Below are 21,864 nucleotides of genomic sequence, written 5' to 3'. Positions count from 1 at the left end.
GGGGCGGGTGTCAAGACGATTCAGGTCTTGATGAGGGAATATTCCTTGTTCCCCAGGCCCAGCGCACAGGCCGCATCGATATGTTTCCGGCCGTCGATTCTGTGAAGCTTGAGCATGATGTCGTCCCCTGGCTTCAGCCCCCGGTCCTCGGCCATGGATCCGGGGAGAGGCGGGTTCTGGAGGATCAGGTCGCAGGATGCCTGGTCGATCGCCACGATATCGTCGGAGAGCAGAATCCCGAGGTCCTGAACTACCGGTACATCGGCGCCGGGCATGCAGTCGCATTCCGGCTGGATTTCAAGCAGAAAGTTAATGTAGAGGACGCGGTGTTCTTTAAATGTGGAAAGAACGGCCTTTGTCGATTCCGCCATCCCCTGGTGAAAGCGGTCCTCATCCATCGGCATATCAAGGGCCCCCTCGGGGCAGACCCGGGCGCAGCGCCCGCAGCGCCAGCATTTTTTTGCATTGTATTCCCACAGTTCGTTTTCAAAAGAGCATGCGTCGAGAGGGCAGATCTCCACGCACTGGTTGCAGAGACTGCACTGTTCCCGTTCCCACTCGATCTTGCCGGCCGTGTGGTGGGTATGCATTCCCCCCCTGCCGTGCTTCCAGTCGTGGTTGCGGTCGGAGCCGGAGAGCCCCCCCATGGCGAGGTTCTTGATTGCCCCGCCGATTCCGGCATTGACATGCCCCTTGAAGTGGGAGAGGACGATCATGGACGGCGCGTCATGAAGGGCGGAAGCGACGAAGACCTCCCCCTGTTCCGAACCTGAGGGTACGGAGACGTGATCATTGCCGAAGATTCCGTCGGCCAGGATCACCGGCGCCCCGCAGGCCTGTTCGTTGATTCCGTTTTCGTTCGCTACCTTCAGGTAGTCAAGTCCCTTGATCCGGACGGTGTCGGTGACAAAGGGTTTTCCCCCCGCCCGGCGAACGGTCTCAACCACCTTTCGGACGAAGAGGGGCCGGATGATCCTGTGCGCCCCTTCGGAGCCGAAGTGCATCTTCAGCGCCACAGGGTCTTTTTTCTTGAGGTACTTCCCGACCTGGAACTCTTTCAGAAGTGTCTCGAAACGGCCCGCCAGGCTCTCCCGGTAGGACCACTTGGTCGCCCGGGCGGAGACGTAATAGACTTTGCTCGGTTCCATCGATTTTCTCCTTTGTATGAATTCATCGAGGTGATGATGGTAAGTGCGAATCCTTGTCCGTTAGGCTTGCCCGGTAAACCACCTTTTTCGGGAGGCCGAACCGTTCCGCGACGATCCGCACCGCCTCCTTCCGGTTCACTCCTGCTCCCTCCATGGCTCGGGTGATTTCATCCGGAAGGTTCAGGTCGACCGGTAGAGCCGGGTCTTTTTTCGCCCCTTCGACAACGAGGGTAAACTCCCCCCGGATCTTTTCCCGCGTGGAGAAGTTTTGCAGGGCTTCTTCCAGGTTCCCCCGGAAGATCTCCTCGTGGAGCTTGGTCATCTCCCGGCAGACGGCGATTCGCCGGTTGCCGAGCAGGTCTTTCATGTCGGAAAGCGAGGCCGTGATCCGGTGGGGTGCCTCATAGAGGACCAGGGTTTCCCGCCGTTCCGCCAGGGATCGGAGCACCTTACGGCGGGCGGCGGCCCGGTTCGGGAGATAACCATTGAAATAGAAGGCATCCGTGGGAAGACCGGCTGCGGAGAGCGCCGCCGTCAGGACCGATGGACCGGGCACGGCCGTCACTTCGATCCCTCCGGCAACCGCCTCGGAAATCAACCGGTAGCCGGGATCGGAGATCCCCGGTGTGCCGGCGTCGCTGATGAGAGCGATCTTGTCACCCGTCGCCAGTCGGCGCATCAGAGAGGCACGTTTCTTCGAATCCGTATAGTCGTGATAGCTGGTTGTGGGGGTTGTGATCCCGTAATGTTTCAGAAGCCGGGAGGAGTGACGTGTATCCTCAGCGGCGATGAGATCCACCTCCTTGAGGATTCGGACGGCCCGGAAGGTTATATCCTCCAGATTGCCGATTGGTGTGGCCACGATGTAGAGGATCCCTGTTGCCATCATATTAATGAATATTTTTCAGAAAAAGCAAAAGCGCCATCTGTGCCAGACCGATGAGAAAACCGAGGACCGCCCCCACCAGCTCGATATAGGACAGTTCTTTCGCGATCAGGTTCATCAGGAGGGATTCCAGTTTTTCCATGTTGAAGCCTTCCACTTTCCTGGAAATGATCTTTTCCAGTTCCAGGGCATCCTGGAACTTTTCCACCAGGGGACCTTTGTGTTCCCGGACTTTTTCAATGATGGTCCGGCTCAAGATTCCCTTCAGTTGACGAATCACTTCCTGCCCGATCAGGCCGAAGATCGGTGCCCTGAGCAGGAGCCTGACCCTCCCGCTCTTGAGGCGGCTCTCCAGGCTTTCTTCCACGGCCCGTTCCACCTCCTCCTCCCAGTGAACATCTTCGAGGAAACGGGTGATATCCTCGGCCGTGAGCAGGTCCCGTTCCACCGTCTTCGCAATGCTGAGGGCAAACTCTTTGCGCCGGCGGGGGAGCAACCCCTGGAAGGTCATGCCGAGAATCTTGACCGGCCGGTAGGGGCGGAAGAGCATCTTGATGGCGATCAGGTTGGTGATCCATCCGATGACGGCACCGATCACCGGAAGAGTCAGATAACGCCAGTCGATCATGATCAGGTCTCCCGTTCGAGAGTGGTACTATAACAATAATATAATGGGGAGGCAAACCGATTTTCCCGCGTGGTCTATTTTTGAAAAAGGGGGATCAGTACCGGTATTTGTCCTGCGACTTTGACCGTTCCGGAGGGGGGGAGAGGGGTGGAAGACCATTCTCCGTCCCACTGGAATGGGACGCCCGGCGGGACGGACCAGGTCAGGCGTGAGGTGTTGATCTGCCTGAGGGCTTCGGGAATGTGGTGAGAGGGGGAAATCCGGGAGGAGAGGATACGGAGGATATCCGGAAGACCTTTTATCAGCGTGACCGTAAAAAGACCGCCGGAGGGATCGGTTTCTGGCGCGAGCGGAAAACCGCCGGCGTAGTAGGGGATATTGCTGATGACGACACCCTGAAGGGAATGCTCTTTCCCTGTATGGACGGGTTCATCCCCGTCGCCGGTGCGGATCTCGATGTTCGGCGGGAGTCGGTATGCAAGGTGACGCAAGAGGAACAGACCGTAGAGGAGAAGACGGAGAAGCCGTGCCGGCCGCAACAGCCGATAGAAACGGTTCTTCTGAAACGCTGTGTAGCTCTTCAGTACGGTTCCGTCGAGTCCTATCCCGGCGTAATCGATGAAGTATCCGACCCCATCCATGGCGAGGAGGTTGAAGGGGCGTGTCCCTGCGCGGGCCATGGAATCGACGGCGTCGGCAAGGCCTTGTTCCGTCTCCCGGAGGGCAGGGGGGAAGAGCCCCAGTGTGCGAGCAAGGTCGTTCCCGGTTCCGAGAGGGAGGAGTCCGAGCGCTGCTTTCCCTCCGCTTCTGAAGATTCCCTCCGCGATCCGGGAGACCGTGCCGTCTCCCCCCGCGGCGATGATCCGGGAATAGCGGAGCGCAGCTTCACCGGCTTGTGAAACCAGGTTGATCCGGTCGGTGAGGACGGCATCAATCCTTTCCCCGCGGGCCGGATCATGCAGTGATGAACGGATCAACGAATGGATCCGGCTGCCTGCGCCGTTTCCCGCCGCCGGGTTGATGAGAATGAGGATGCGGTTTTTCATTGGTTCCTTCCCGTGATTCACAGATTTCCTCATGCAATTATACAGGAAGGTGTCTTTGCCGGAAACGGGAAAACGTACGATCCGGCAAAGTATTTGACACGGATACTTTCTTTCTGCTATAGTCCCATCATCAAACCGTAGGGGAGCCGGAACGGCTGAGAGTCCCGTGCAGACGGGCGACCCTTCGAACCTGATCCGGGTCATGCCGGCGTAGGGAAACGGTTTGGAGTCTTTTTTGCGGGGTCTCCCCGCTCCCTCCGAATCCTCCTTCTTTACTCTCATCCGGTTCGTGGGTCCTGGATTGCCGCTGCGATCCTGCGGGTGGAGTTCTGCCATGCGGATCAAAGTCAATGAAAGGTTTCTCGCCCTGCCGGAGCAACTAACTCTCCATGCCCTTCGTGAAGCCGAAAAGCCGAACGCCGATCTCCTCATTCTCAACGGTTTTCCCGTGTCCGACGACCGGCTTCTTTCAGAGGGGGATGAGGTGGTCCTGATCCGGCGCGGGGAGGTTCCTTCCCGGGAAGAACTGGAAATTCTCATGGCGGCCCGTCATACGCCCGGTGTCCATGATAAGGTGAAAAGGGGGGTCGTCGGGATTGCCGGACTGGGAGGGCTCGGTTCCTCCGTGGCGGTGGCGCTTGCCCGGCTCGGCGTCGGGCGGCTGATCCTTGCCGATTACGATGTGGTGGAACCTTCCAACCTGAACCGTCAGCAGTATTTCACCGACCAGATCGGGATGACCAAAGCGGCGGCAATGACTGCGAACCTCCATCGGATCAACCCCTATGTGGAAGTTTCGAGTCATGAAGTCTGTCTGACCCCGGAGAACCTGACGGAGATCTTTGCCGGGGTCTCCGTAATCGTAGAGGCCTTCGATACGGCCGAAGCCAAGTCGATGATGATCAATACCGTCCTCCGGAAGATGGACGGGACCTTTGTCGTCTGCGCCTCGGGCCTCGCCGGGTACGGTCCCTCTGGGGAAATCCGGATCACTCCCTTCGGAAAACGGTGCTTCATCGTCGGCGATGGGACGACGGCCGCTGCGCCGGGAACGGGACTCATGTCCCCCCGGGTGGGAGTGGCGGCGCATCACCAGGCGAATGTTGTTTTACGTTTATTACTGGAGAAAAAATGAAAACAGAGGAAGAGAAAGTCAAGAGTGCATTCCGGATTCCGGAAGAAGAAATTCAGAACCTTTTGCAGCCGGGGCATCGTGGCGGGGCTTTCGCGGAGACCATTCTGGAGCAGTCCCGGCAGGGAAAGCCGCTCGACCTCTTGGAAGCAGCGGTGCTGCTGTCGATCGAAGAACCCGCCCTGATCGACCGCCTCTACGAGACGGCCCGGGAGGTCAAGGAGCGGGTTTTCGGTAAAAGGATCGTCCTCTTCGCACCGCTCTACATCTCCAACCGCTGTGTCAACAACTGTCTCTACTGCGGCTTCCGGAGGGAGAACAGGGAGGCGGAACGGAAGACCCTCCCGATCCCCGGGATCGTGGAGGAGGCGCGGGCGTTGTATGACGGAGGCTACCGGCGGGTTCTCCTCGTGGCCGGGGAGGGGAGCGGCTCCTCCATCGATTACCTCTGCGACGCAGTCTCGGCCATCTACCGGGAAACGCCGATCCGGATCGTTCATGTCAACGCCGCCCCGATGGATGAAGATGACTTCAGACGCCTGAAGGGGGCTGGCGCGGGGGTCTATCAATGTTTTCAGGAGACCTATCACCCGGAAACCTATGCCCGGATGCATCCCTCCGGTCCGAAGAGCGACTATGAACGGCGTCTCTCCGTCATGGACCGGGCCGTGGCCGCGGGATTCGGCGATGTCGGGATGGGGGCACTTTTCGGCCTTTACGACGATCGTTTCGAGGTCCTGGCCCTGATCGCCCATGCGCGCTATCTCGAAGAGCGCTTCGGCGTCGGTCCCCACACGGTTTCGGTCCCCCGTCTCCAGCCGGCGGCAGGCTCCGCTCTTCAATCGGTTCCCTGTCCGGTCTCCGACGAAGCATTCAAAAAAATCGTCGCGGTCTTCCGGTTGGCCGTGCCTTACGCCGGGGTGGTCGTTTCCACCCGGGAAGGTGCGGCACTGCGGGACGAGGTGATCCGGATCGGCGTTTCCCAGATCAGCGCCGGGTCCCGGACCGACATCGGCGGCTATGCCCATGCGAAAGAGGAGACGGGGACCGCTCAGTTTTCCCTGAGCGATGGCAGGAACCTGGATGAGGTGATTGCAGCCATCCTTGATCACGGCCTGGAGCCGAGCCTCTGCACTGCCTGCTACCGTTCCGGCCGGACGGGGGAGGCCTTTCGTGCCGTTGCGGAGTCGGGCAGGGTCCGGGATTTTTGCGAGGCCAATGCACTCTTCTCCCTCATGGAGTATTTTAAGGACCACGGAACGGAAAAGACGCGTGCCGCCGTGCACGAACAGATTGTCGCCCGCGTAACACAGCTCAAAGATGATGCCTTCCGGCGGGAAGTAGAGAAGGGCCTCGATCGGGTCGCCCGGGGGGAAGAAGACGTCCACTTCTGAAAAAGACAGAGGCGAAAAACGATCACCGCAGAGACGCTGAGGGCGCAGAGAAAATCAAAATGTGGAAAAGGCGGATTAAAGACAAAAACGAAAAACACAAACCTTGAGGGCACGGAGATGAAGATCAAACTCAACGGGGAAGAACGGGAGATTGCGGAGGGGATGGCTCTCTCCGGATTATTGCAGGAATTGCGGTTCTCCACGGCCCGGGTGGCGGTGGAGCTGAACCGGGAGATCATCCCCCCCGAGGTCTACGGGGAGACGACCCTGGCTGATGGGGATGTGCTGGAGGTGGTGGGGTTCGTGGGGGGAGGATGATCCCGCATGCACAAGGACAATCATGAAAAAAACAATATCAAAGGCAAAAACAAGATCAAGGACAAAAGGCATTCACCGCAGAGACGCGGAGAGCGCAGAGAAAAGCAATAACCTTTCTGGCTGGATCTACAGGATAAAAAGATAAGAACAAAGGACCCGTAGCGCCGGGGTTTACCCCCGGCGGATGTAGCGTCCCGGTTTATCCGGGATGGCGATTCCTGGAACAGGCCGCTGACCGCTCTATAAGGAGTTCACAATGGAAGAGAAACTGATGATCGCCGGCATTGAGTTTAGATCTCGTCTCTGGATCGGGACGGGGAAGTACAAAGACTTCGACGAGACACGCCGGGCGGTGGAGGCCTCCGGGGCGGACGTGGTGACGGTCTCGGTACGGCGGGTCAACATTACCGACCCGACGAAGGAGAACCTGCTGGAACACATTGATCCGAAGAAGTACAAGATCCTCCCGAACACGGCGGGGTGCAGCACGGCCGACGAGGCGATTCGAACGGCGCGCCTTGCCCGCGCGGCCGGGATTTCCGACATGGTCAAACTCGAAGTGATCGCAGAGCACAAGAGTCTTTTCCCCGACACCGAGGGGCTTCTCGAGGCGACCCGGGTTCTCGTGAAAGAAGGGTTCATTGTCCTTCCCTATACCACGGACGATCCGATCCTGGCGATGAAACTGGAGGATGCCGGCGCCTCGGCGGTCATGCCGCTCGGCGCCCCGATCGGCTCGGGCCTCGGAATTTGCAATCCCTACAATCTCAGGATACTCATGGAATCGGTGTCGGTGCCGGTTGTGGTCGATGCCGGCGTGGGGACTGCCTCGGACGCCGTGGTGGCGATGGAGTTAGGGGCGGAGGCGGTCCTGATGAACACGGGGATCGCAGGCGCCGGGGACCCGATCGCCATGGCGGAAGCGATGAACCATGCCGTCCGGGCGGGAAGGCTGGCCTACCGGGCGGGTCGTATCCCGAGGAAGCTCTACGCCACGGCGAGCAGCCCGATTGAGGGAATGATTCAATAATGATCGACTTCACCCTCTACCTTATCACCGACCGTCAACAGGTTCCGGGCGGAGATCTTTTGTCCGCCCTGGAGGAGGCCCTCGAAGGCGGTGTGCGTGCGGTGCAGCTTCGGGAGCGCGACCTTACCGACCGGGAACTCTATGACCTGGGCATGACGGTCCGAGTACTGACCCGGGAATATGGGGCGAAGCTCTTGATCAATGATCGGGCCGACATCGCCGCGGCTGTCGAGGCCGACGGGGTTCACCTGCGGCAGTCGAGTTACTCCGCCCGGGAGGCCCGTCGGATCGTGGGGAAGGATGCCCTGATCGGAGTTTCCACCCACTCATTGGAGCAGGCGAAGGCGGCGGAGGCGGAAGGCGGCGATTTCGTGACCTTCGGACCCGTCTTCGACACTCCTTCAAAGAGGTCTTACGGCCCCCCTCTCGGGCTTGACCGACTTGATGCGGCTTGCCGTGAATTGACGGTCCCCGTCTTTGCCGTCGGCGGGATAGGGGAGCGGGAAGTGGCGCCGGTGCTTCGGGCCGGGGCTTTCGGAGTTGCACTGATCTCCGCCGTTCTGGCCGGTGGGGACATCCGGGAAACCGCTGCGGGTATAATGACGGAACTTCAACGAAGAGGCGGGACTCCCCGCCGGGAAGGGATGAGATGATGACGCAGATGAGATCGGCCTGCAAGGGTGTTGTGACCGAAGAGATCCGGCAGGTGGCCCGGAACGAGAGAATCCCGCCGGAGGCGCTGGCCCGGAAGGTGGCGGAAGGGAGGGCGGTGGTCCTTCGGAACCGGAACCGGAGGGAGAGCATTCCCATCGGAATTGGAGAGGGGCTTTCGACCAAGATCAACGCCAATATCGGGACCTCGAGGGATCATCTTGATGCCGACGGAGAGATCGAAAAGGCCCGAGCCGCCGTGGCCGCCGGGGCCGACACGATCATGGACCTCTCCACCGGCGGTGATCTTCCGGGGATCCGCCGCCGGATCCTGCGGGAGGTCGCCGTTCCACTCGGAACGGTTCCGATCTACGAGGCGGCGCTGCATGCGGTAGAGAAGCGGCAGGGGGTCGTGCGGATGGACCCGGAGGATTTCTTCGATGTGATCGAGCGGCAGGGAGCGGAGGGGGTGGACTACATGACGGTCCATTGCGGCGTCACCCTCGGGACCATCGAGCGGCTGAGGCGGGAGGGGCGGCTCTTAAACGTGGTAAGCCGCGGCGGCTCCTTCCTTCTGGAATGGATGATCCATAACGGCCGTGAGAATCCTCTCTACGAACAGTTCGACCGGCTCCTTGAGATCGCGGTCCGTTACGATATCTGTCTCAGCCTGGGGGACGGGATGCGTCCCGGGTGTCTGGCCGACGCCACCGACCGGGGACAGGTCCAGGAACTGATCGTTCTGGGGGAGCTGACGAAGCGGGCACGGGAGGCGGGAGTGCAGGTGATGATCGAGGGGCCGGGGCATGTCCCGATCAATCAGGTGGAAATGAATATCAAGTTGGAGAAGGAACTCTGTGACGGGGCCCCTTTTTATGTGCTGGGGCCGTTGGTGACCGACATTGCCCCCGGTTATGATCACATTACCTCCGCCATCGGCGGGGCGATCGCCGGGGCGGCTGGCGCCGACTTCCTCTGCTACGTGACACCGGCGGAGCATCTCCGCCTTCCCACGGTCGGCGATGTACGGGAAGGGGTGATCGCAGCGAAGATCGCCGCTCATGCCGCCGATATCGCCAAGGGGATCCCGGGGGCGATGGAACGGGACCGGGAGATGGCCCGCGCCCGGCGGGATCTCGACTGGGATGCCCAGATCCGTCTCTCCCTCGACCCGGAACATGCGCGGAAAATCCGGGAGTCCTCGCCGCCGCAGGATGAGGCGGTCTGTTCCATGTGCGGGGAGTTCTGCGCCATCAAGGGGGTGAACGAGTTTCTGGGAGAAACTTCTTCTAATAAAAGTTGATGACTTACGAGGTTTAAAATTGGCAAAAGGATCGCTTCTGCAGGATCGGGACTGCCTGACATTAGATATAATTCGAATGGTTTGTTGTCCGGAGGTGGTTGCGGGATTATCATGAAAGGAAACACCCTTGGGGGAGCCGGCTGATGAAAAAGATCGTTTAGATCTATTCCTTGACACTCTCCGGAAATTTTCATATCCTTTTCAACACTCAACCTCTCATCGGGAACGTGCCCCAATGAATGAACTTAAATCCGATGTCATCAAAGAGCTGAACCGGAAAATCCTCGACCTGAAGCGGAAACGGAACGCCGTGATCCTGGCCCACAACTACCAGGTAGACGAGGTCCAGGCGATTGCCGATCATACCGGCGATTCCCTGGAACTCTCCAGGCTTGCCGTTGATTCCGATGCCGAGGTGATCGTCTTCTGCGGGGTCCACTTCATGGCGGAGAGCGCCGCCATTCTCAATCCGGGAAAGACGGTCCTCCTCCCGGCGAGCTACGCCGGATGCCCCATGGCCGACATGGTGACGGTCGAAAAGCTGCGGGCGCTGAAGGCCGAACATCCGGGGGTTCCCGTCGTGGCCTACGTGAACACTTCGGCCGCGGTGAAGGCGGAGAGCGATATCTGCTGCACGTCGGCGAACGTGGTCCGTGTCATCAACTCCCTGGATACGGACCGGGTGATCTGCATCCCCGACAAGAATCTCTCCGCCTACGCGCAGCAGTTTACAGAGAAGAAAATCATTCCCTGGAAGGGATTCTGTATCGTCCACAATCTCCTTACGGCGGAGATGGTGCGGGAGGCGAAGGCCGGGCATCCCGGCGCACTCGTGCTGGCCCATCCGGAATGTCCGATGGAGGTGCTGGAACTTGCCGACCATGTGACGAGCACCTCGGGGATGCTCCGCTACGCGGAAGCGTCCGAGGCCGGGGAGTTTATCGTCTGCACGGAGCGGGGCCTTCTGTACAACCTGCGGAACCGGAATCCGGGCAAGGTGTTTCATATTGTCTCCGACGCCCCCACCCCGTGGGACCTTCCCATGATGACCTGCCAGAACATGAAACGGACCACCCTCGAACTGGTCGCCCGCTCGCTGGAAGAGATGGAGACGGTCATCACGGTCCCCGAGGAGATCCGGCTCCGCTCCGTGGCCGCCTTAGAGCGCATGCTGGCCATTCCCTGAGCATTCCTGATGAAACATGCCCTCTTCGCGTTCCTTTTCTTCCTCCTCTGGATCGGCTGTCTTCCTCCGTCCCGTCTCGGAGTTCATCTCCGGCCGGGGGATTTCGGTATCCTTGAACAAAACGGCGACTCTCCTGCGCTTCTGCGGAAGACAGCGGAGGATACCCTTACCGCCATGAACGCTTTAGATCCGAAGGCGCCGGTGAGACTCGCCGGTCGTACCGTGACCGTCGCGGATCTCATCAAGACGCTGACCGTTTTCCGCTCCGCCCTCGACGGGGCGCGGGGCGGGGGGGATTGGGTGGAGCGTCTCCGCGGGGGGTTCCATCTCTACGGGATCCCGGAGGAGGTCCTCTTTACCGGATACTATGAGCCGCTCCTGCGGGGGTCCTTGCATCGGACGAAACGCTTCCGATATCCTCTCTATCGCCGTCCGCCGGAACTGAAACCCGATCCCTTTGGGATCAACGGAACCGTTTCCTCCGCCCCGCCTCCCTACTACACACGAAAAGAGATTGACAGCGGTCATGTCCTCGCCGGCCGGGGGCTGGAACAGGTCTGGCTCGACGATCCGGTGGAGCGGTTCTTCCTACAGATCCAGGGGGCGGGGAGCATCCGGCTTACCGACGGGTCGGTCATCCGGGTCCAGTACGACGGGAGCAACGGCCGTCCCTACCGTTCGATCGGACGGTTGCTGATCCGGGAGGGGAAGCTCACTCCGAAAGAGGGGTCGGTGCAGGGGATTTCCACCTGGCTCCGCGGCCATCCGTCGGAGGCGGAGAGGATCATGAACGCCGATCCCCGCTATATCTTCTTCAAGGTGGCTGGAAAAGGGGCGCACGGGGTTCTCGATATCCCGCTCACCCCTTTGCATTCGCTGGCGACCGATCCCCGCGTCATCCCGGCGGGAACCCTTCTCTATTATACGACGAAGCTTCCGGTCCTTGACGAAAAAGGCGATGTGTCGGACTGGCGATACGAGGGACACTTCGCCGTCAGCCAGGATATCGGCAAGGCGATCGAAGGACCGTTCCGGGCCGATATCTATTTCGGGGAAGGAAAGAAGGCCGGGGCCATGGCCGGTGTGATGATGGTGCGCGGGAGGCTCTATATACTCATACGGAAGCGATAGAGCCAATAAAATGTTCTTATCCATTTGTCTTTTTCCTTCTTTCTGTGCTATAATCCTTTTTATTTTCAATACGTTTCCAATCCATTCAGATCCCGGTATGAAATATGATTCTCAGTTTCGGAGAGATCCTCTATGATATTTTCCCCGCGTACGAGCGGCTGGGAGGGGCGCCTTTCAATTTCGTCTTTCACCTCCATTCCTTCGGCTTCGACAGCCGCCTGGTGAGCCGGGTTGGTGACGATGAGCGGGGACGGGCCGTCGAAGCGTTTTTCCTGCGGAATCATATCACTTCCGATCTGCTCCAGAGGGATCCCCGCCACCCGAGCGGTACGGTACGGGTCAGGGTGGATCCGGCGGGGGTGCCTGATTTCACCATCGTGGAGGATGTGGCCTACGATCATATCGAGGCCGGGGACAGGCTGCTCCGTGTCCTCGACGAGGGACCGGCTTTGATCTATTTCGGGACCCTTGCGCAGCGGCATCCGCATTCCCGGAGTACGCTTCATGCCATTTTGGACCGGGTCGGCTCCGCCCTTCTTTTGTACGACATGAATCTGAGGAAGAACACCTTTTCCCGGGAAGTGATTGAACGTTCTCTTGCAGCCTGTCATGTTGTGAAACTGAACGATGAGGAACTGAAGATCTGTCGTGGACTGCTGGGTGGGGAGGAAAACGACGATCTGTTTGTGAAAGAGATGATGGAACGCTACCGTCTGGAATGGGTCTGCCTGACCCGGGGGGCCAAGGGGAGCGCTCTCTATCATGGGGACGAATCTTTTCGGACGGGATCGGCGCGGGTCCCGGTCATGGTTGATACCGTGGGGGCGGGGGATGCCTATACCGCGATCCTGGCGATGGGGATCCTGCGAGGCTGGGCGCCGGAGCTTATTCTCGATCGGGCCGCCGAGTTCGCCGGCGCGGTCTGCGGACTGCCGGGCGCCGTCCCGGATAACGGTGCATTTTATCGACCCTATCTCACATGGAAGGAGGCGGATAAACGATGAGCCGGCATGGGAAGCATATCCTGATGATCAGCCTGCATGGCCTGATTCGGGAACACAATCTGGAGATGGGCCGCGATGCCGATACCGGGGGGCAGATCAAGTATGTCCTGGAACTGGCCCGGGCGCTGGGAAAGCATCCGGGGGTGCGGCAGGTCGATCTATTTACACGCCTGATCCGGGACAAGCGTGTCTCTCCCGATTACAGCCGCCCCATCGAGCCGTTGGCGGAGAATGTACGAATCGTCCGCATCCAGTGCGGTGGGACCCGGTACATCCGCAAAGAGCTTCTCTGGCCCTTCCTCGATGAATATGTGGACAAGACCCTACGCTTCCTGAAGAGCGAAGGGGCGCTCCCCGACATTATTCACGGCCATTACGCCGATGCGGGCAAGATCGCCATGGATCTTGCACACATTCTCGGGCTCCCCTTTGTCTTCACCGGCCACTCCCTCGGCCGGTCGAAGAAGGAAAGGCTTCTTGCGGGCGGAATGAGTGAAGATACCGTCAACAAGCGTTTCCGGATCGATCACCGGATCGCAGTGGAAGAGGAGATCCTGAAACATGTTGACCTTGTGGTCACTTCGACCCACCAGGAGGTGGAGGTACAGTACGACCTCTATGAAAACCATGAACTGCCCCGGTATCGCGTGATTCCGCCGGGGATCGACCTGACGAAATTCCATCCCTATTATGACGATATTTTCTCCGACGAGAAGGTCGATGAAGTCCATAAGCAGGCGATCGTATCGATCTCGTCGAACCTGGAGCGTTTCTTCCTTCAACCTGAAAAACCGCTGATTCTTGCCCTGAGCCGTCCGGAAAAACGGAAGAATATCGACGGATTGATCTCCGCCTACGGCATGAACAAGGAGTTGCAGGCCCTTGCGAACCTAGCCGTTTTTGCGGGGATCCGGAAGGATATTTCGAAGATGGAGGAGAACGAACGGGAGGTCCTGACGGAGATTCTTCTGCTCATGGACAAGTACGATCTGTACGGCAAACTGGCCATTCCGAAGAAACATGATTTCGAATACGAGGTTCCTGAACTCTACCGGATTGCCGCCGGCAAGAAGGGGATCTTTATCAATACGGCACTGACGGAACCCTTCGGTTTGACCCTCCTTGAGGCGGCCTCCTGCGGACTTCCGATCGTGGCGACTGATGACGGGGGTCCCCGGGATATTATCAAAAACTGCCGGAACGGGATCCTCGTGGATGTAACGAACGGCAAGGAGATTGCCCGGGCCATCAAGAAGATCCTCGTCAACCCCGACCTGTGGCAGAAATTCTCCACGAACGGGATCAACAACGTCCGGAAGCATTATGCCTGGGATGCCCATTGCAAGACCTATCTGACGAAGGGTGTACTCCCGCTCTGCGGCGGCGAAGAGGAAAAAAAGATCGAGCCGGCCGGGGCGGATGCTTTCGGACGGCGTATGAGCCGGGTCAACAAGTTTATTATTTCCGATATTGATAATACCCTCATCGGGAACGAAGAGGCACTGGAAGTCCTCCTGGAACGGCTGAACAAGAATAACGAAAGCGTCGGTTTCGGAATTGCCACGGGCCGGACCATTGATTCCGCCATGGAGGTACTGCAGGAGAATGATGTTCCCGTACCCGATCTGATCATCTCTTCCGTCGGCGCGGAGATCTACTATGGTCCAGACCTGGTCCCCGACAAGGGGTGGGAGAGCCACATCTCTGCTCGCTGGAACCGGGAAAAGATCAAGCAGCTCTTAACGGAGTTCGACTTCCTGGAGATTCAGGAAGGGGAGACCCAGCGGCAGTTCAAGCTGAGTTACTACATCGACGGAACTCATCTGAATATGTCCGATACCCTGGCCCGGATCCATGCCCTGCTGGTGGAAAACAAGTGTCGTTACAACCTGATCTTTTCCCATAGGCAGTTTATCGACATTCTGCCTTACCGTGCCTCGAAAGGGAAGGCGATCCGTTATCTTGCCTACAAATGGAATACCCCCCTGAAGAATATTCTCGTCTGCGGAGACTCGGGCAATGATGAAGAGATGTTGCGGGGGGAGATGCCGGCCATTGTTGTGGGGAACCACAGTGATGAACTGGACCACCTCAAGGGGAGCCGGAATATCTATTTCTCCCGGGACGGCTTTACGGCGGGAATCCTCGAGGGGATTGAAAATTACCGTTTTCTGGAGATGCAGGGATGAGAAAAACTCAATGGATTGATCTGGTTCCGGAGGAATCCGTCCGGGATTTTCATGCCTTTCTCCATCAACTCTTCCGGGGAGAAAAACGGTACCTCCTGAGGAATGACCTTCTTCTGGCCTGGGAGGATTTTCGGGGAAAGGGAAAAGCGTTGCGGGACTTGTCGTCCCTGGATTCCTTCTTAGGCAAGGTCCCCGAGATGATCCTTTTTGACGGATTTGCCGTCCTTATCCACCGCTACCAGATGGGCAAGGACCGAATCTATAAGTTTTCCCATACCGACACGGAGTTCGGGGAACCCGAGCAGATTTCCGTCGGAGAACTCCTCGATTTACGGGACAGTTGTATCCGGGAGGAAAACGGTGCCACTCCCATGAAACTGAAGATCGACTTCACCCCCTTTTACGACTATTCTCCCCTGATCCGGGACCCACGCAATGTCGGCAAGGGGATCGAATTTCTGAATCGCCACATGTCGAGCAGTCTCTTCCAGAACCCGGATACGTGGCACCGGAAACTCTTTGAGTTTTTGAAGATTCATTGCCTGGGGGGAAAACAGCTCCTGGTCAACGGGGAGAAAATCCGGAACGAGGACCAACTGCTCGATATGCTCGACCGGGCCGTGGCATGGCTGGAAGAGGTGGATGGGGCGCTCTCCTTTGCCGAGGTCACGCAGAAACTGCAGATCTTCGGTTTTGAGCCGGGGTGGGGCAATTCCCCGGAACGGGTCCTCGAATCGATGCAGCTTCTCCTGGATCTCTTTGAGGCGCCGGACAGTCTGGCGCTGGAGAGTTTTATCTCCCGGATTCCCATGGTCTCCCGAGTCGCTATCATCTCCCCCCATGGTTTTTTCGGGCAGGAAAATGTCCTGGGCAAACCCGACACGGGGGGGCAGGTGGTCTACATCCTTGATCAGGTTCATGCCCTGGAGACCGCCCTTGCGGAGAACCTTCTCCTTTCCGGCCTCGACTTTGAACCGAAGATCATGGTGGTGACCCGGCTCATCCCGGAGAGTGAAAATACCACCTGCCACGAGCGGCTGGAGAAGATCAAAAACACCCGGAACTGCTGGATTCTCCGGGTTCCCTTCCGTGACCGGGAGAAAAATGTCATCCCCTACTGGATCTCCCGTTTCTGGGTCTGGCCCTACCTGGAACAGTTCGCCTACGAGGCCCTCGATGAATTGAAGGTCGAGCTGGGGAGGCACCCTGACCTGATCATCGGGAACTACTCCGACGGGAACCTCGTCGCTTCCCTGCTCTCCGAGGAGACCGGCGTGATCCAGTGCAATATCGCCCATGCCCTGGAGAAATCGAAATACCTTTTCTCCGATCTCTACTGGGAGGAGATGGAGCCGGAGTACCATTTTTCCCTTCAGTTTACCGCCGATCTGCTGTCGATGAACATGGCCGACTTCATTATTACCAGCACCTTCCAGGAGATCGCCGGAACGGCCTCCGTCATGGGGCAGTACGAGTCCTACCAGCACTACACCATGCCGGGCTTCTGCCAGGTGCTGGGAGGGATCAATCTCTTCCACCCGAAATTCAATGTCATTTCGCCCGGTGTGGATGAATCGGTCTACTATCCCTATTCCGAAAAAGACCGGCGTGACAAGAAACGCTGTAGTGAACTCACTTCCTTCATCTTTGAACGGGAAGGGGAAGAGATCTTCGGATGTCTTGACGACCCGGGGAAGACACCGATTTTTACCATGGCTCGCCTCGACAAGATCAAAAATGTTACCGGCCTTGTGGAATGTTTCGGAAAGTATCCCGAAATTCAGGACCGGGCCAACCTGATCATTATTGCCGGGAAGATCGACCCCGAGGCCACCGACGACCCGGAAGAAAAAGAAGAGGTTCTCCGGATGCACCGATTGATCGAAGAGTATCACCTGGAGGGAAAGATCCGATGGATCGGGATGCAGCTTAAAAAGGAGGATACGGGGGAGATTTACCGGGTTATCGCCGATCACAGCGGTTTTTTTGTTCAGCCGGCCCTCTTCGAAGCGTTTGGCCTGACCGTTCTGGAGGCGATGTCCTGCGGATTGCCGGTCTTTGCCACCCAGTTCGGCGGACCCTCGGAGATCATTCGGAATGGAGTGAATGGCTTCCTCATCAACCCGACTCGACACGATCTCCTGCGGGACCAACTGATCGATTTCCTGAAGAAGGGAGGGGAGGGTCCGCTGACCTGGAATCATATCTCCAACAATGCCATTCAACGGATCGAGGAAAAATACACCTGGCGGCACTACAGCGAGAAACTGCTGAAACAGACCAAGCTCTATGGCTTCTGGCGGTATGCCGTAACCAACATCGAGAAACGGAAGATGAAAATCTATTCGCGGACGTTGTATCATCTGCTTTATAAGAAGCGCGTCGAAGAGATGTAACGGCCCATATCACCCCTGTTTTTCCGCAGGACTGCGTTTGTTCCGGTGCTCGAATCCTTTTAACGTATGGGAAAATAAACATTATGGGATCGTGCTTGGGATGAGTTTCAAGTTACGTATTCTCATCGTTTGCCACTGTTTTCGAGACAGTGAGGAAGTTGTGCGGCTTATATCGGCCAGGAAGGCAATAAAAACTGAACAAAAAGAATACCGGAGGAGAAGAAAATGAGAGATTATTATGATTTTTCAAAAACGAAAGGGCGCAAAAATACGGCTCTAAGCGTTTAAAACACCGATTATTGGGGCATGAATCAATCAATAACAATAGGGTACCGTGGTCCGACCCCGGCAATGGAAAACTCCTTGCACAATCAACAGGATTCATTATAAGATATGGATAGTTGCAATCACGCCGAAAAAGACAGCCGTGTCCAACGAGCCATGATGCTGTTAGCATATGCAACAGGCGTGACCATTACGGAAATCGTACGTCAACATTCCACCAACCGTCCAAAATTGGAGCGATGTATTGATAAGGCCCTTGCTTTGGGAGCGTTGACGGCGCTGGACGGTCTGCCGAGATCGGCCCCCCCTGAGATTACTCTGGAAGCTCGGATCTGGCTGACCAGTCTTGTCTGTCGGAAGCCGAAAGAATTCGGTTATTCCTCTGAATTGTGGACGAACAAACTGTTGGCTCGACATGCACGAACCTATTGCCGGGGAGCCGGGCATCCCTCTCTTGCAAGAATCCGGAGGGGCACGATCTCCAAGATCCTGCACAAGAGCGGAGTCCGACCTCACAAGATCACTTATTATCTGGAACGCCGAGATCCTGAAATGGAAGGTGATTCAAATCTTGCATATCTACGAAGGAGTCGCATTGAGCCAGCAAAGAGAGAGCGGTCCGCCTCCCGTGTCGATTCTGTCCTATGATGAAGAACCGGGTATTCAAGCAATTGCTAATGTTGCCTCGGGTTTACCTCCGCTTCCGGAGGTACATTCTTTGGCTTCCAGAGATTCCGAGTATAAGTGTCTGGGAACTGTGAGTCTTCCGGCGGAGATTGATCTTCTAAATGGCCAAATACACGAAATGGTGGCCGACCCTCACCGCAGTCGTGAGTTCGTGACCTGGCTGCGAATGCTGGATGATTTCTCTCCGGAAGAAACAACGACCCGGATCATTCCGGACAACCATTCCGCCCATATCTCCCCAAAAACCCGGCAGTGCTTGGGGCCACGGTTCCGGAACGGTTTGAGTTTACCTTTACCCCCAAGCACGAGTCCTGGTTGAATATTATTGAAAGCCTCTTGGCTAAAATGGCCAAGACTTTTCTGCGCTGTATTCGTGTCGGAACCAAAGACGAGTTGAAGTGCCGGATTCAACAATGGATCAAAGAGCTGAATGAAAATCCTGTTGTCTTCCGCTGGGAATATGGCCTTGAATCCATCTCGGTTGCATGATGGGATGTAATATTAATTTGGAAACGATCGACTAAACAGTTTTGTGTGGGTAACCCATTTATGATAATTAATCTTTGAGGCCCTTGTATTGCATTTAGCTGAACAGATGCCCGTTTTGCCATTGTCGAGAGAACTTTGCATACATCCGAACAGTGTCTGGCGAATTCTCGAACATTATGTGAAGCAAGCGCGCCAGGATCTGGATCTTTCCAAGGTTGTCGCCGCAGGAATCGACGAATGCTCCAAACAAAAGGGCCATAAATACGTCACGACCTTTTGTGACCTGGAGAGATCCCGGGTGCTTTATGTAGCTGAGCATCGTCATGCCGAAGTTCTTCAGGAATTTGCCCAGGATTTCAAGGACCCCAAAGGAAACGTCGAGCAGATTCAGCAAGTCTGCTGCGACATGTGGCCGGCCTACATTTCAGGGGTTCATGAGTACCTGCCGAATGCTGCAAACACCTTCGATCATTACCATGTCATGTCCATGATGAATCGCGCCATCGATGAGGTTCGCTGCTCTAAAACCAAGGAGCAACCCGAACTCCTGAAACGTTCTCGCTATCTTTGGCTTAAAAATCCTGGAAACCTGAGTGGTGCTCAGACAGAACGGATCGCCTACCTCAAATCCCTGGACCTTAAGACATCACGTGCCTATTACATCAAATTAGCGCTGCAACGACTTTGGAGCTTTCAATATCCGAAAGTGGCTGAACGTTATTTGAAGAAATTGTATTACTGGGCAACACACAGTCGCCTTGAACAGGTCGTTGTTTTTGCCAAAACCCTTAAAAACCATTGGGACGGCGTGCTCAACTACACGCGATCCCGGATCACCAACGGCATTGTAGAAGGTATTAACAGCAAGATTAAAACCGCCTTAAAAAGGGCCTATGGCTTCAAGAGTTTTCAATATTATCGAACCATTATTTATCTCGTTGCAGGAAAACCGGACTTACCCACACGATCTTGTTGAGAACCAAAAAGATTATCCAGTGCGACCCCCCCGAGACCATCATAATTGATAAGAAGGAGGACAAAGGGATCGGGGAATGCACCTTTCTCTGAAATCAGGCAATATGGTATTCAGTTCTCTTCTTTTCCTCTTTATCTTCCTTCCAGTAGTGCTGGCAGGGAATCTTCTTCTTCCTCTACGGTGGAGAAACCTTTTTCTGCTGGCTGCCAGTTTGGTTTTCTACGCGTGGGGGGAGACCCTATATGTAGTTGTCATGCTGGTTTCTATCGGGCTTAATTACGCTTTTGGCCTGTTGATCTCCCGCAGCCAGTCACTTCATGCACGACGCTGGACCATCGCTCTGGCGGTAACAGCCAATCTTTCCCTCCTGGGGTTTTTCAAGTATGCCAACTTCATGGTTGATTCCCTCGCTCTTCTGTTCCAGAGCATTTCCCTGTCACCTCCGCATTTGGCAGCGATCCATCTTCCCATCGGGATATCCTTTTTTACCTTTCAGGGGATCTCCTACTTGGTGGATGTCTACCGTAATGACGTACCGGCACAGGAAAGTCTGCTTGATCTCGGACTCTATATTTCACTCTTCCCTCAGCTCATCGCCGGTCCCATTATTCGATACCATGACGTGGCCCGTGAACTCCGGGACAGACGGATAACCGCGGCGGATTTTTCTTACGGAATTGGACGTTTTATTCAGGGACTAGGGAAAAAGGTCCTGATTGCAAACGTAATGGCCGGTGTGGTGGACCGGATTTTCGCTCTCCCGTTGGAACGGCTCACAGTCCCGTTGGCATGGCTGGGGGTGATCGGTTATGCATTGCAGATCTATTATGACTTTTCCGGCTACTCCGATATGGCCATTGGGCTGGGGCGGATGTTCGGTTTCCATTATCTGGAAAATTTTGACCATCCCTACATTGCCGGTTCCGTACGGGAATTCTGGCGGAGGTGGCACATCTCACTCTCCAACTGGTTCCGGGACTATCTCTATATTCCTCTCGGAGGAAACAAAAAGGGCCGAATACGGACCTACGCAAACCTTTTTACAGTCTTCCTGCTTTGCGGTCTCTGGCATGGAGCAGATTGGCATTTCGTTATCTGGGGAGCCCTGCACGGAGTTTTTATGGTTTTCGAACGAATCGGGCTGGGCCGCATCTTAAAACGTCTTTGGGCACCCCTGCGGCACCTCTACCTCCTCCTGTTCCTTTCATTCAGTTGGGTAATATTTAGGGCCGACTCAATGGCAGCCGCAATACATTATCTTACTGCACTAATAGGGAGAAATTCTCCGGGTCTCTCTCTACCCCTTGCATACCTTCTTAATCCTGAGGTTTTTCTTGCGGGACTTGCCGGGATCCTCTTTGCCGTACCATGGCCCTTAAAAGGTTTGGCCGCCCTCTGGCGGGGAGAGAAAGGCAATCTGCCCGGACCCGAAGGTATGTGGAGGCTGGCCATGATCGCAGGCCACGGCACAATATTTCTGATCGCTCTGCTCGATCTTTCAGTTAATGCCTATAACCCATTTATCTATTTCAGGTTCTGACCCCCATGGCCCTTTTATACCAAAGAGTGACTGTCCTGATATTCTGCATTCTGCTCCTCCTTCCTATGGCTGGAATGATCTCAGGACATCGTGAAACGGTGAGCATGGGAGAAAAACGCAGACTTGCTTCTTTACCTTCCTTCCCCACTGATTTGAAGTCGGTCCAGTCCTTTCCGTCATCTTTCGAAACCTACTTTAACGACCATTTCGGCTTCCGCACCCCACTCATCAAACTCCACAGCCTATACAAAGTTTTCCTACTGCATACCTCGCCGATAAAAAAGGTCGTTATAGGCCGGAAAGGATGGCTCTTTTTCAACGTCAATCGAATGATCGAAGACTATCTCGGCGTTGTTCCCTATCGTCGGGGAGAGTTGGAGGAGGTGTGGAAGCTTTTTCAGAAACGGATGGGAATATCCCATTATATCGGCAGTCGTTATCTCTT

Annotated in this window: 20 protein-coding genes and 1 riboswitch; of the genes, 16 read left to right on the top strand and 4 right to left on the bottom strand. The window is 56.4% G+C overall.

The window, feature by feature from the left end; all coding sequences use genetic code 11:
- Window positions 1-20: 20 nt before the first annotated feature.
- The 4 genes from GXP58_07010 to GXP58_06995 form a co-directional block, all read right to left on the bottom strand.
- Window positions 21-1,148, bottom strand: coding sequence for a DUF362 domain-containing protein (locus tag GXP58_07010; GenBank protein NOY53358.1), 1,128 nt, complete (start codon window positions 1,146-1,148; stop codon window positions 21-23).
- Between the two features lie 22 nt (window positions 1,149-1,170).
- A complete protein-coding gene (gene rsmI / locus GXP58_07005; GenBank protein ID NOY53357.1) occupies window positions 1,171-2,034 on the bottom strand; it encodes a 16S rRNA (cytidine(1402)-2'-O)-methyltransferase in 864 nt (287 codons plus the stop codon).
- 4 nt (window positions 2,035-2,038) lie between these two features.
- Window positions 2,039-2,662, bottom strand: a complete 624-nt coding sequence (locus tag GXP58_07000; GenBank protein ID NOY53356.1) for a DUF445 family protein — start codon at window positions 2,660-2,662, stop codon at window positions 2,039-2,041.
- A 74-nt stretch (window positions 2,663-2,736) separates the two neighbouring features.
- On the bottom strand, window positions 2,737-3,708 hold the full coding sequence (locus GXP58_06995; protein ID NOY53355.1) for a hypothetical protein: 972 nt from the start codon (window positions 3,706-3,708) through the stop codon (window positions 2,737-2,739).
- 129 nt (window positions 3,709-3,837) lie between these two features.
- Window positions 3,838-3,943, top strand: a riboswitch (TPP riboswitch).
- A gap of 99 nt (window positions 3,944-4,042) precedes the next feature.
- On the opposite strand from GXP58_06995, the gene thiF reads away from it, so the two are divergent.
- The 16 genes from thiF to GXP58_06915 all read left to right on the top strand — a co-directional run bounded on the left by thiF (window position 4,043) and on the right by GXP58_06915 (window position 21,419).
- A complete protein-coding gene (thiF, locus tag GXP58_06990; GenBank protein NOY53354.1) occupies window positions 4,043-4,843 on the top strand; it encodes a sulfur carrier protein ThiS adenylyltransferase ThiF in 801 nt (266 codons plus the stop codon).
- A complete protein-coding gene (gene hydG, locus GXP58_06985) occupies window positions 4,840-6,234 on the top strand; it encodes a [FeFe] hydrogenase H-cluster radical SAM maturase HydG (protein NOY53353.1) in 1,395 nt (464 codons plus the stop codon). Before thiF ends, hydG begins: the two co-directional genes overlap by 4 nt.
- Window positions 6,235-6,351: 117 nt before the next feature.
- Complete coding sequence (gene thiS, locus GXP58_06980; GenBank protein ID NOY53352.1) at window positions 6,352-6,552, top strand: sulfur carrier protein ThiS; 201 nt, start codon at window positions 6,352-6,354, stop codon at window positions 6,550-6,552.
- A 256-nt stretch (window positions 6,553-6,808) separates the two neighbouring features.
- Complete coding sequence (locus tag GXP58_06975; protein NOY53351.1) at window positions 6,809-7,582, top strand: thiazole synthase; 774 nt, start codon at window positions 6,809-6,811, stop codon at window positions 7,580-7,582.
- Window positions 7,582-8,235 (top strand): thiamine phosphate synthase, encoded by a 654-nt coding sequence (gene thiE / locus GXP58_06970; GenBank protein ID NOY53350.1) that lies wholly within the window; start codon window positions 7,582-7,584, stop codon window positions 8,233-8,235. The genes GXP58_06975 and thiE overlap by 1 nt, the downstream gene beginning before the upstream one ends.
- A complete protein-coding gene (gene thiC / locus GXP58_06965) occupies window positions 8,235-9,536 on the top strand; it encodes a phosphomethylpyrimidine synthase ThiC (protein NOY53349.1) in 1,302 nt (433 codons plus the stop codon). Before thiE ends, thiC begins: the two co-directional genes overlap by 1 nt.
- Window positions 9,537-9,771: 235 nt before the next feature.
- Window positions 9,772-10,722 (top strand): quinolinate synthase NadA, encoded by a 951-nt coding sequence (nadA, locus tag GXP58_06960; protein NOY53348.1) that lies wholly within the window; start codon window positions 9,772-9,774, stop codon window positions 10,720-10,722.
- Window positions 10,723-10,731: 9 nt separating this feature from the next.
- Window positions 10,732-11,853 (top strand): murein transglycosylase A, encoded by a 1,122-nt coding sequence (locus tag GXP58_06955; protein NOY53347.1) that lies wholly within the window; start codon window positions 10,732-10,734, stop codon window positions 11,851-11,853.
- Between the two features lie 104 nt (window positions 11,854-11,957).
- Window positions 11,958-12,857, top strand: a complete 900-nt coding sequence (locus GXP58_06950; GenBank protein ID NOY53346.1) for a carbohydrate kinase — start codon at window positions 11,958-11,960, stop codon at window positions 12,855-12,857.
- The gene (locus tag GXP58_06945; protein NOY53345.1) at window positions 12,854-15,046 is read left to right on the top strand and encodes an HAD-IIB family hydrolase; all 2,193 of its coding nucleotides are present in this window, start codon (window positions 12,854-12,856) and stop codon (window positions 15,044-15,046) included. Before GXP58_06950 ends, GXP58_06945 begins: the two co-directional genes overlap by 4 nt.
- Window positions 15,043-17,442, top strand: a complete 2,400-nt coding sequence (locus GXP58_06940) for a sucrose synthase (protein NOY53344.1) — start codon at window positions 15,043-15,045, stop codon at window positions 17,440-17,442. Before GXP58_06945 ends, GXP58_06940 begins: the two co-directional genes overlap by 4 nt.
- 100 nt (window positions 17,443-17,542) lie before the next feature.
- On the top strand, window positions 17,543-17,671 hold the full coding sequence (locus GXP58_06935) for a BrnT family toxin (protein ID NOY53343.1): 129 nt from the start codon (window positions 17,543-17,545) through the stop codon (window positions 17,669-17,671).
- A gap of 212 nt (window positions 17,672-17,883) precedes the next feature.
- A complete protein-coding gene (locus GXP58_06930) occupies window positions 17,884-18,375 on the top strand; it encodes a hypothetical protein (protein NOY53342.1) in 492 nt (163 codons plus the stop codon).
- A 354-nt stretch (window positions 18,376-18,729) separates the two neighbouring features.
- Window positions 18,730-18,903, top strand: coding sequence for a hypothetical protein (locus tag GXP58_06925; protein NOY53341.1), 174 nt, complete (start codon window positions 18,730-18,732; stop codon window positions 18,901-18,903).
- An 88-nt stretch (window positions 18,904-18,991) separates the two neighbouring features.
- Complete coding sequence (locus GXP58_06920; protein NOY53340.1) at window positions 18,992-19,879, top strand: ISL3 family transposase; 888 nt, start codon at window positions 18,992-18,994, stop codon at window positions 19,877-19,879.
- 103 nt (window positions 19,880-19,982) lie between these two features.
- Window positions 19,983-21,419, top strand: coding sequence for an MBOAT family protein (locus GXP58_06915; protein NOY53339.1), 1,437 nt, complete (start codon window positions 19,983-19,985; stop codon window positions 21,417-21,419).
- Window positions 21,420-21,864: the final 445 nt, after the last annotated feature.

The organism is Deltaproteobacteria bacterium (genome assembly GCA_013151235.1).
Classification (GTDB): domain Bacteria; phylum CG2-30-53-67; class CG2-30-53-67; order CG2-30-53-67; family CG2-30-53-67; genus JAADIO01.
The sequence above is the reverse complement of the archived record's forward strand: the minus strand, read 5'-3'. Positions and strand labels throughout refer to the sequence as shown.